Genomic DNA, 9,817 nt, shown 5'->3' with positions numbered 1-9,817 from the left:
GGCGGACTCCACTCGAACAAAAGTCGATAAATGACAAAGGCTGAAACATTCATGATTGTTGACGCACATCGACAAGACCCTATGCAAAGGGTGACGTGCGAATTGCTATCTGCAATTTTACCCGATCAGGATCTCTGGAAACGATCGGGACCGCGGATCATAGCGTAAACTGAGAAAGAGATCTTCTGTTTCTCACAGATTCTTCCCGATTTATCCACAGGTCTTCACAAGACGGGGTAAGTGTAAACGATCCTGGAGAGGATCAGGGCGATTTCGCGCCCATATCGGAAAATTTAATGAGTAAAGACGGTTTACGCCTTAAACGATCTAATAAAGATCCCGGGCGATCCTTGCGCTTTACCCACCAGTCCGTATAATTCTCCACCCGTCGCGCGATGCCTGTGAAACGGCGTCAACGCTGTCTGTTTTTCGTGCGAAAAGGTGCGGAAAAAGGCAGGGATTTAAGGAAAGAGAATTGACTCCGGAGTGTACAATTATTACAATCCGGCCTCTTTAATCACCCACACTGTGGCGTAAGTCGTTCGAAACTCGTTCGGGTATACGCAAAAGTCAGTGAATTTATTCAAGTTTAGGTAGAAATCGCCATGAAACGCACTTTTCAACCGTCTGTACTGAAGCGCAACCGTTCTCACGGCTTCCGTGCTCGTATGGCTACTAAAAATGGTCGTCAGGTTCTGGCACGTCGTCGTGCTAAAGGCCGCGCTCGTCTGACCGTTTCCAAGTAATAAAGCTAACCCCTGAGTGGTTAAGCTCGCATTTCCCAGGGAGTTACGTTTGTTAACTCCCAATCATTTCACATTCGTCTTCCAGCAGCCACAACGGGCTGGCACGCCGCAAATCACCATCCTCGGCCGCCTGAATTCGCTGGGGCATCCCCGTATCGGTCTTACCGTCGCCAAGAAAAACGTTCGACGCGCCCATGAACGCAATCGGATTAAACGTCTGACGCGTGAAAGCTTTCGTCTGCGTCAGCACGAACTTCCTGCAATGGACTTCGTGGTGGTGGCGAAAAAGGGGGTTGCCGACCTCGATAACCGTGCTCTCTCGGAAGCGTTGGAAAAATTATGGCGCCGCCACTGTCGCCTGGCTCGCGGGTCCTGATAGCCCTTATTCGGGTCTATCAACGCCTGATCAGTCCGCTGCTTGGGCCGCACTGTCGTTTCACGCCAACCTGTTCAAGCTACGGAATTGAGGCATTGCGCAGGTTTGGAGTGATAAAAGGCAGTTGGTTGACGGTGAAACGCGTATTAAAATGCCACCCTTTACACCCTGGTGGTGACGATCCCGTCCCGCCCGGACCATTTGATACCAGAGAACACTAACGATGGATTCGCAACGCAATCTTCTTATCATCGCTTTGCTGTTCGTGTCTTTCATGATCTGGCAAGCCTGGGAGCAGGATAAAAATCCGCAACCCCAGACCCAACAGACCACGCAGACAACGACCACCGCAGCGGGTAGCGCCGCCGACCAGGGCGTACCGGCCAGTGGCCAGGGGAAACTGATTACGGTTAAGACTGACGTGCTTGATCTGACCATTAACACCCGTGGTGGTGATGTGGAACAGGCCCTGCTGCCCGCTTACCCGAAAGAGCTCGGTTCCAGCGAACCATTCCAACTGCTGGAAACTACCCCACAGTTTATCTATCAGGCCCAGAGTGGTTTGACCGGTCGCGACGGCCCGGATAACCCGGCTAACGGTCCGCGTCCGCTGTACAACGTTGAAAAAGACGCGTTTGTACTGGCCGACGGTCAAAACGAATTGCAGATCCCGATGACCTATACCGACGCCGCAGGCAACACGTTTACGAAAACGTTCGTCCTGAAACGTGGCGACTATGCGGTCAACGTCAACTACAGCGTGCAGAACGCCGGCGAGAAACCGCTGGAGATCTCCACCTTTGGTCAGTTGAAGCAATCCATCAATCTGCCGTCTCATCGTGACACCGGAAGCAGCAACTTTGCGCTGCATACTTTCCGTGGCGCGGCGTACTCCACGCCGGATGAGAAGTATGAGAAATACAAATTCGACACCATTGCTGAAAACGAAAACCTGAACGTCAACGCTAAAGACGGTTGGGTCGCAATGTTGCAACAGTATTTCGCAACGGCATGGGTTCCGCGTAACGACGGCACCAACAACTTCTATACCGCGAATCTGGGCAACGGCGTAGCGGCTATCGGCTATAAATCTCAGCCGGTACTGGTACAGCCTGGTCAGACTGGCGCGATGACCAGCACCCTGTGGGTTGGCCCGGAAATTCAGGACAAAATGGCGGCTGTTGCACCGCACCTGGATCTGACCGTGGATTACGGTTGGTTGTGGTTCATCTCTCAACCGCTGTTCAAACTGCTGAAGTGGATCCACAGCTTCGTGGGTAACTGGGGCTTCTCGATCATCATCATCACCTTTATCGTTCGTGGCATCATGTACCCGCTGACCAAAGCGCAGTACACCTCCATGGCGAAGATGCGTATGCTGCAGCCGAAGATTCAGGCCATGCGTGAGCGTTTGGGCGACGACAAACAGCGTCAGAGCCAGGAGATGATGGCGCTGTACAAAGCAGAGAAGGTTAACCCGCTGGGCGGCTGCTTCCCGCTGCTGATCCAGATGCCTATCTTCCTGGCGTTGTACTACATGTTGATGGGTTCCGTGGAGCTGCGTCACGCGCCGTTCGCGCTGTGGATCCATGACCTGTCCGCACAGGACCCGTACTACATCCTGCCGATCCTGATGGGCGTGACGATGTTCTTCATCCAGAAGATGTCGCCGACCACCGTGACCGACCCGATGCAGCAGAAGATCATGACCTTTATGCCGGTCATCTTCACCGTGTTCTTCCTGTGGTTCCCGTCAGGTCTGGTGCTGTACTATATCGTCAGCAACCTGGTGACCATCATCCAGCAGCAGTTGATCTACCGTGGTCTGGAGAAGCGTGGCCTGCATAGCCGCGAGAAGAAGTCTTAATTCGGCGTCAGGCCGGGTAAGGCGAAGCCGCCATCCGGCACACGGAACATAACCTGAAGGGCGGTCTGATGACCGCCTTTTTTATTGCGAAATAACGAGATTTATCATGAGCCATAACGACACTATCGTCGCCCAGGCAACCCCACCGGGACGCGGGGGCGTCGGTATTCTGCGCATCTCCGGCCTGAAAGCGCGCGAGGTTGCCGAAGCCGTTCTGGGTAAACTGCCCAAGCCGCGCTATGCCGACTATCTGCCGTTTAAAGACGCCGACGGCTCGGCGCTGGATCAAGGGATCGCCCTGTGGTTCCCCGGCCCGAACTCTTTCACGGGCGAAGACGTGCTGGAGCTACAAGGACACGGTGGCCCGGTCATTCTCGACCTGTTGTTAAAACGCATTCTGACCCTTCCTGGTCTGCGTATCGCCCGTCCCGGCGAGTTTTCCGAACGTGCGTTTCTTAACGATAAGCTCGATCTGGCACAGGCAGAAGCCATTGCCGATCTGATTGACGCCAGTTCCGAACAGGCGGCACGCTCTGCGCTGAACTCTCTTCAGGGGGCGTTTTCTACCCGCGTTAATCATCTAGTGGAAGCGCTCACTCACCTGCGTATCTACGTAGAAGCGGCCATTGACTTCCCGGATGAAGAGATCGATTTCCTGTCGGATGGCAAAATCGAAGCGCAGCTGAATGACGTTATTGCCGACCTCGACGCGGTGCGCGCCGAAGCGCGTCAGGGCAGCCTGCTGCGCGAAGGGATGAAGGTGGTCATTGCCGGACGCCCTAACGCCGGGAAATCGAGCCTCCTGAACGCGCTGGCGGGACGTGAAGCAGCGATTGTGACCGACATTGCTGGCACCACCCGCGACGTGCTGCGCGAGCATATCCATATCGACGGCATGCCGCTGCACATCATCGACACCGCCGGTCTGCGCGATGCCAGCGACGAGGTTGAGCGTATCGGTATCGAGCGCGCCTGGCAGGAGATCGAGCAGGCCGACCGCGTGCTGTTTATGGTGGACGGCACCACGACCGACGCCGTCGACCCGGCGGAGATCTGGCCGGACTTTATCGCCCGTCTGCCGGCTAAATTGCCGATAACTGTCGTACGTAATAAAGCGGACATTACCGGAGAGACGCTGGGCATCAGCGAGGTGAATGGTCACTCACTGGTTCGCCTCTCTGCGCGAACCGGCGAAGGTGTAGATGTACTGCGTAACCATCTCAAGCAGAGCATGGGCTTTGACACCAATATGGAAGGCGGCTTCCTGGCCCGTCGCCGTCATCTTCAGGCGCTGGCTGAAGCCGCAGAACATCTCCAGCAGGGCAAAAACCAGCTGCTGGGCGCCTGGGCGGGCGAACTGCTGGCGGAGGAACTGCGTCTGGCGCAGCAGGCGCTGAGTGAGATCACCGGCGAGTTTACCTCGGACGATCTGCTGGGACGGATTTTCTCCAGCTTCTGTATTGGTAAGTAACCCAAATAGCGCCGGATGGCGGCAGATGCCAACATCCGGTCAGCTTCTTTCTGACGCCACTTCTTTGGCATCTTTTCCCTGAAATGTAAAAGCACGTAAGAGATGCGGTTTCGGTCGCACTTTTTTGTGATTTCCTATGTCCATAAATCACGTAAATGTTACTCTCGTCATTATTAAGGACCATTAATCATGGAGCGAAAAATGGGGATACATTTTGCCAGAGGGATACTCACGGAGGGGCATTTGATTTCAGTGCGTTTACCCACCTCCTGCCACCTTGACGCGCGAAACCTTCCGGCGCATCGACAGACACGTTTCCTGGCGTCCAGAGGCCTTCTCGCCGAGCTGATGTTCATGCTGTATGGCACGCTTGAGTTACCGGAAATCATCATAAAAGCGAAAGGCAAACCCGCGTTTCGTGAGCAAAATCTCCCCAGTTTTTCTATCGCCTACGCAGGAAATGTCGTTGGTGTGGCACTGGCGACCGAAGGCGAATGCGGGCTGGATATGGAACTTCAGCGCGCCACCCGCAGCTTTGTCCCGCCTCACTGTTCGCCCCCCCCTGTCTTCTCCAGTAATGAACGTCTGTGGATCAGCAAGCAAAACGATCCCAACGAGGCGCGCGCGCAGATGATCACCTTGCGTCAGAGCATCCTGAAACTCACTGGCGATGTTCGCAATGACGATCCCCGCGAGCTTCAACTGCTGCCGGGCGCGGGGCGCCTGAAGTGCGCGCATGTCGCACCGTTGGAAGCGATCTGCGATGCGGAAGATCTGCTGGTGTGGTCAGTGGCGGTTACGCCAGGCATTGATAAATTACAGGTTTGGGAGTTTGATGGTAAGCAGGGCTGGAAAAACCTGCCTGATATCCAGACCCGCGCTAATGCGGAAACGGGTCGTCTGATGCGATTCGCGCAATTATCCGCGGCGAAGTCTTATACGCATAACTGATGGAGTCACCATGTCTGAAACGTTAAAGGTTGTCACGTTACTGGGAAGTCTGCGCAAAGGGTCGTTTAATGGAATGGTCGCCCGTACGCTGCCGAAGATCGCTCCGGCAGGAATGGAGGTAAGTCCACTCCCGTCTATCGCTGATATTCCGCTTTACGACGCAGACCTGCAGCAGGAGGAGGGTTTCCCGGCGAGCGTCGAAGCGCTGGCCGAACAGATCCGCCATGCCGACGGCGTCGTCATCGTTACGCCGGAATACAACTATTCGGTACCCGGCGGTCTGAAGAATGCCATCGACTGGCTGTCCCGCCTTCCCGATCAGCCGCTGGCTGGCAAGCCGGTGCTGATTCAGACCAGCTCAATGGGCGCGATTGGCGGCGCGCGCTGCCAGTATCATCTGCGTCAGATTCTGGTGTTCCTGGATGCAATGGTGATGAACAAGCCGGAATTTATGGGCGGTGTTATTCAGAACAAAGTGGATCCGCAAAGCGGAGAAGTGATTGATCAAAGCACGCTGGACCACCTGACCGGGCAGTTAACGGCATTTGGCGACTACATCCAGCGCGTAAAAGCGTAAGCGCCAATCTTCTTAGACATTTGCCGGAGACGCCGTTGCGCCATCCGGCAACATCGCAATATTAGTGCGCGTCGATAAACACAATCTTCAGCACGAACAGCAGAGCAACCACCACCACACATGGGCTGAGATCGCGCAGTCGTCCGGTACCCAATTTCATCACGCAGTAAGAGATAAAGCCCAGCGCAATCCCTTCGGTAATCGAGAAGCTGAACGGCATCATCACCGCGGTAATAAAAGCCGGAACAGACTCGGTTAAATCTTCCCATTTCACGCGCGCCAGGCTGGAGGTCATTAGCACGCCGACGTAGATCAGCGCGCCAGCCGCTGCGTAACCCGGCACCATCCCCGCCAGCGGCGACAGGAAGATCACCAGCAGGAACAGCAGACCGACAACCACGGCCGTCAGACCGGTGCGCCCGCCAACGGACACGCCGGAAGACGACTCAATGTAGGCGGTCACGGAAGAGGTCCCGATAAACGACCCCGTTACGGAAGAGACGCTGTCGACAAACAGCGCCTGTTTCATGCGCGGGAATTTACCTTTCTCATCGGCCAGACCCGCTTTATCAGTAACGCCGATCAGCGTACCGGAGGAGTCGAACAGGTTGACCAGCATGAAGGAGAAGATAACCCCCGCCAGACCGAGATTAAACGAACCCGCCAGATCGACATGGCCAACCACGGTAGAAATGCTCGGCGGAGCGGAGACGATACCATTGTAATGCACATCGCCCAGCAGCCAGCCCAACAGGGTGGTAACGATAATAGACACCAGCACCGCGGCATGAATGTTGCGCGACGCGAGGATCGCGATGATAAAGAAGCCGAGTACGCCCAGCAGCACGCTGTGGGAGGTCAGGTTACCAATGCTCACCAGGGTTTCCGGGTTCGCGACGATAACACCGGCGTTTTTCAGCCCCATCATCCCAATAAACAGGCCGATACCACTGGTGATCCCCACGCGCAGGCTGACGGGGATGTTAGCAATCATCCAGTAACGCACGCGGAAGATGGTCAGCAGCAGCAAACCAACCGCCCCCCAGAAAATCGCGCCCATACCAACCTGCCACGGCAGCCCCATCGCGCCAACCACAACGAACGCAAAGAAGGCGTTCAGGCCCATCGCGGGCGCCAGCGCCACGGGCAGGTTAGCGAACAGCCCCATCAGGATGCTGCCAAACGCGGCAATCAGACAGGTAGTAACAAAGACGGCGCTGGTGTCCATGCCAGCGACGCCGAGAATTTGCGGGTTCACAAAAACGATGTAAACCATCGTCAGGAAGGTGGTGAAACCGGCGATCACTTCGGTGCGTGCCGTCGTGCCATGTTCGCGCAGTTTAAACACGCGTTCCAGCATCCCCTGACCAGAAGTCTGGGTTGTGTGTTGTTGACTCATTATCAATTTCCGAACAAGGAGGGAAAATTCGTCGCTATCCTATACCAAAATGCGACAATAGGGGGCGGTTGTGTGATGTTTTTTTCATTGAATTTGCTTATACGGCAACGATTGCGTCTCACGATCGCGCAGTACGTAAACGTTAAACTCGTAAAAAGGGAAAGGCATGTCCGGAATTGAAGCGGTATTTTTCGACTGTGACGGTACGCTGGTTGACAGTGAAGTTATCTGTTCCCGCGCGTATGTGGCGATGTTCCAGGAATTCGGTATCACCCTCGATCTCGACGAAGTGTTTAAGCGCTTTAAAGGCGTCAAGCTCTACGAAATCATTGATATCATTAATGAGGAACAGGGCGTTTCGCTGGCAATAGCCGACTTAGAACCCGTTTATCGCGCCGAGGTCGCACGCCTTTTCGACGCCGAACTGGAGGTTATTGCCGGTGCAAACGCGCTGCTGGATGCGATGACGGTGCCGATCTGCGTGGTCTCTAACGGGCCAGTAAGCAAAATGCAGCACTCGCTGGGCAAGCTCGGTATGTTGCATCATTTCCCGGAAAAACTGTTCAGCGGCTACGATATTCAACGCTGGAAGCCCGATCCGGCCTTGATGTTACATGCCGCTAAAGCGATGAACGTTAACGTTGAAAACTGTATTCTGGTGGATGATTCATCCGCTGGCGCCCAGTCGGGGATTGATGCGGGAATGGAAGTTTTCTATTTTTGCGCCGATCCGCACAACAAGCCGATCAAACATCCCAAAGTGACGACCTTTACCGATCTGGCGCAGCTGCCCGCTTTGTGGAAAGCGCGTGGGTGGAATATTACGCGTTAAATGAAAACAGGGCGGGTAAGCGCTAAGCGCCACCCGCCTTAAACCTTACTCTTTCGGATCTTTACCCGCCAGCAGCTTGTCCAGTTCGTCACCGCCAACGTGACGAAAATCCTGTCCCTTCACGAAGTAGAAAATGTATTCGCAGATATTCTGGCAACGGTCGCCGATACGCTCAATGGATCGCGCACAGAACAGCGCCGTCAGGACGCTCGGAATGGTACGTGAATCTTCCATCATGTAGGTCATTAGTTGGCGCACAATGCCTTCGTATTCCTGATCGACCTTTTTGTCTTCACGGTAGATACGGACCGCTTCGTCAAGGTCCATGCGCGCAAACGCATCCAGCACGTCGTGCAGCATCTGCACGGTATGGCGGCCCAGTGACTCCAGACTCACCAGCAGAGGCTGGTGCTGCTGAGAGAACTTCTCCAGCGCGGTACGGCAGATTTTGTCCGCCACGTCGCCAATACGCTCCAGCTCGGCGATGGTTTTGATGATCGCCATCACCAGACGCAGGTCGCTCGCCGTCGGCTGGCGCTTGGCAATAATGCGCACGCAGGCCTCGTCGATCGCCACTTCCATCATGTTAACGTGTTTATCGCCGTCGATAACACGTTTCGCCAGTTCGCTGTCCTGGTTATGCATTGCGGTGATCGCATCAGAAAGCTGCTGCTCGACCATGCCGCCCATGGTCATCACCTGGGTGCGAATGCTTTCCAGCTCTGCGTTGAACTGGCCGGAAATGTGTTTATTAAGATTGAGATTGTCCATGGTTTCTCCACATGCACTAAGGCAAATCAACCGTAGCGGCCAGTAATATAATCTTCGGTTTGTTTCTTCGCGGGCTTAGTGAACAGATCGTCCGTGTTACTGAACTCAATCAACTCGCCCAGGTACATAAACGCCGTGTGGTCAGAACAACGCGCAGCCTGCTGCATGTTGTGAGTAACGATCACTACGGTGTAATCCTGCTTCAGCTCGGTGATCAGCTCTTCGATACGCCCGGTTGAGATCGGGTCCAGCGCTGAACACGGCTCATCCAGCAGCAACACTTCCGGGCGAATGGCGATACCGCGCGCAATGCACAGACGCTGCTGCTGACCACCGGAGAGAGAGTACCCGCTCTGGTGAAGTTTATCTTTGGTTTCGTTCCATAATGCGGCCTTGGTCAATGCCCACTGCACGCGCTCGTCCATATCCGCACGGGAGAGTTTCTCAAACAGACGCACGCCAAAGGCGATGTTGTCATAAATCGACATCGGGAACGGCGTTGGTTTCTGGAACACCATCCCCACTTTCGCACGCAGCAGGGCGATATCCTGGGTATTGGTCAGGATGTTGTCGCCATCCAGCAAAATTTCACCTTCCGCACGCTGCTCCGGATAGAGCGAATACATCTTGTTAAAGGTACGCAGCAGCGTGGATTTACCACAGCCAGACGGACCGATGAATGCCGTCACCTGGTTCTTCGCGATATCCAGGTTGATATTCTTCAGGGCATGGAATTTGCCGTAGTAGAAGTTCAAATCACGAACCTGAATCTTACCCGGGGCAGTATCAACCATACTCATTGACTCATTTCCTCATTCGGCGCCGCG

11 protein-coding genes are annotated in these 9,817 nt (G+C 54.8%); 8 read left to right on the top strand and 3 right to left on the bottom strand.

Going from position 1 to position 9,817, the window contains the following annotated elements:
* The first annotated feature begins 605 nt into the window (after nt 1-605).
* From rpmH to HVX72_RS22045, 7 genes are all read left to right on the top strand, one after another.
* Nucleotides 606-746 carry a 50S ribosomal protein L34 gene (gene rpmH / locus HVX72_RS22075; RefSeq protein ID WP_000831330.1) on the top strand — a complete coding sequence of 47 codons (141 nt, stop codon included), beginning with the start codon at nt 606-608 and terminating at the stop codon, nt 744-746.
* A gap of 16 nt (nt 747-762) precedes the next feature.
* Nucleotides 763-1,122, top strand: coding sequence for a ribonuclease P protein component (rnpA, locus tag HVX72_RS22070; protein ID WP_042287256.1), 360 nt, complete (start codon nt 763-765; stop codon nt 1,120-1,122).
* Nucleotides 1,086-1,343, top strand: a complete 258-nt coding sequence (gene yidD, locus HVX72_RS22065; RefSeq protein ID WP_001307474.1) for a membrane protein insertion efficiency factor YidD — start codon at nt 1,086-1,088, stop codon at nt 1,341-1,343. The genes rnpA and yidD overlap by 37 nt, the downstream gene beginning before the upstream one ends.
* Before the next feature lie 2 nt (nt 1,344-1,345).
* The gene (gene yidC / locus HVX72_RS22060) at nt 1,346-2,989 is read left to right on the top strand and encodes a membrane protein insertase YidC (protein WP_181822286.1); all 1,644 of its coding nucleotides are present in this window, start codon (nt 1,346-1,348) and stop codon (nt 2,987-2,989) included.
* A gap of 106 nt (nt 2,990-3,095) precedes the next feature.
* Complete coding sequence (gene mnmE / locus HVX72_RS22055) at nt 3,096-4,460, top strand: tRNA uridine-5-carboxymethylaminomethyl(34) synthesis GTPase MnmE (RefSeq protein WP_060569960.1); 1,365 nt, start codon at nt 3,096-3,098, stop codon at nt 4,458-4,460.
* A 201-nt stretch (nt 4,461-4,661) separates the two neighbouring features.
* On the top strand, nt 4,662-5,411 hold the full coding sequence (locus tag HVX72_RS22050; protein ID WP_181822285.1) for a 4'-phosphopantetheinyl transferase superfamily protein: 750 nt from the start codon (nt 4,662-4,664) through the stop codon (nt 5,409-5,411).
* Nucleotides 5,412-5,421: 10 nt separating this feature from the next.
* A complete protein-coding gene (locus tag HVX72_RS22045; RefSeq protein ID WP_042287287.1) occupies nt 5,422-5,988 on the top strand; it encodes an NADPH-dependent FMN reductase in 567 nt (188 codons plus the stop codon).
* Between the two features lie 61 nt (nt 5,989-6,049).
* Here HVX72_RS22045 and adeP read toward each other — a convergent pair whose 3' ends face one another.
* Nucleotides 6,050-7,387 (bottom strand): adenine permease AdeP, encoded by a 1,338-nt coding sequence (gene adeP / locus HVX72_RS22040; protein ID WP_042287290.1) that lies wholly within the window; start codon nt 7,385-7,387, stop codon nt 6,050-6,052.
* 166 nt (nt 7,388-7,553) lie between these two features.
* On the opposite strand from adeP, the gene yieH reads away from it, so the two are divergent.
* Nucleotides 7,554-8,219, top strand: a complete 666-nt coding sequence (gene yieH / locus HVX72_RS22035; protein WP_181822284.1) for a 6-phosphogluconate phosphatase — start codon at nt 7,554-7,556, stop codon at nt 8,217-8,219.
* 45 nt (nt 8,220-8,264) lie between these two features.
* Here the strand turns inward: yieH and phoU are convergent, their stop codons facing one another.
* Nucleotides 8,265-8,990: a phosphate signaling complex protein PhoU gene (gene phoU, locus HVX72_RS22030; protein ID WP_012907987.1), complete on the bottom strand. Its 726-nt coding sequence runs from the start codon at nt 8,988-8,990 to the stop codon at nt 8,265-8,267.
* Nucleotides 8,991-9,016: 26 nt separating this feature from the next.
* Entirely contained in the window at nt 9,017-9,790 is a 774-nt protein-coding gene (gene pstB / locus HVX72_RS22025; protein WP_015961095.1) for a phosphate ABC transporter ATP-binding protein PstB, read from the bottom strand.
* Nucleotides 9,791-9,817 lie beyond the last annotated feature (27 nt).

The organism is Citrobacter sp. RHB21-C05, assembly GCF_013889015.1.
In the GTDB taxonomy this organism is placed as follows: domain Bacteria; phylum Pseudomonadota; class Gammaproteobacteria; order Enterobacterales; family Enterobacteriaceae; genus Citrobacter_A; species Citrobacter_A sedlakii.
Note: the sequence above shows the minus strand (reverse complement) of the source record. Positions and strands in the feature narration are given on the sequence as shown.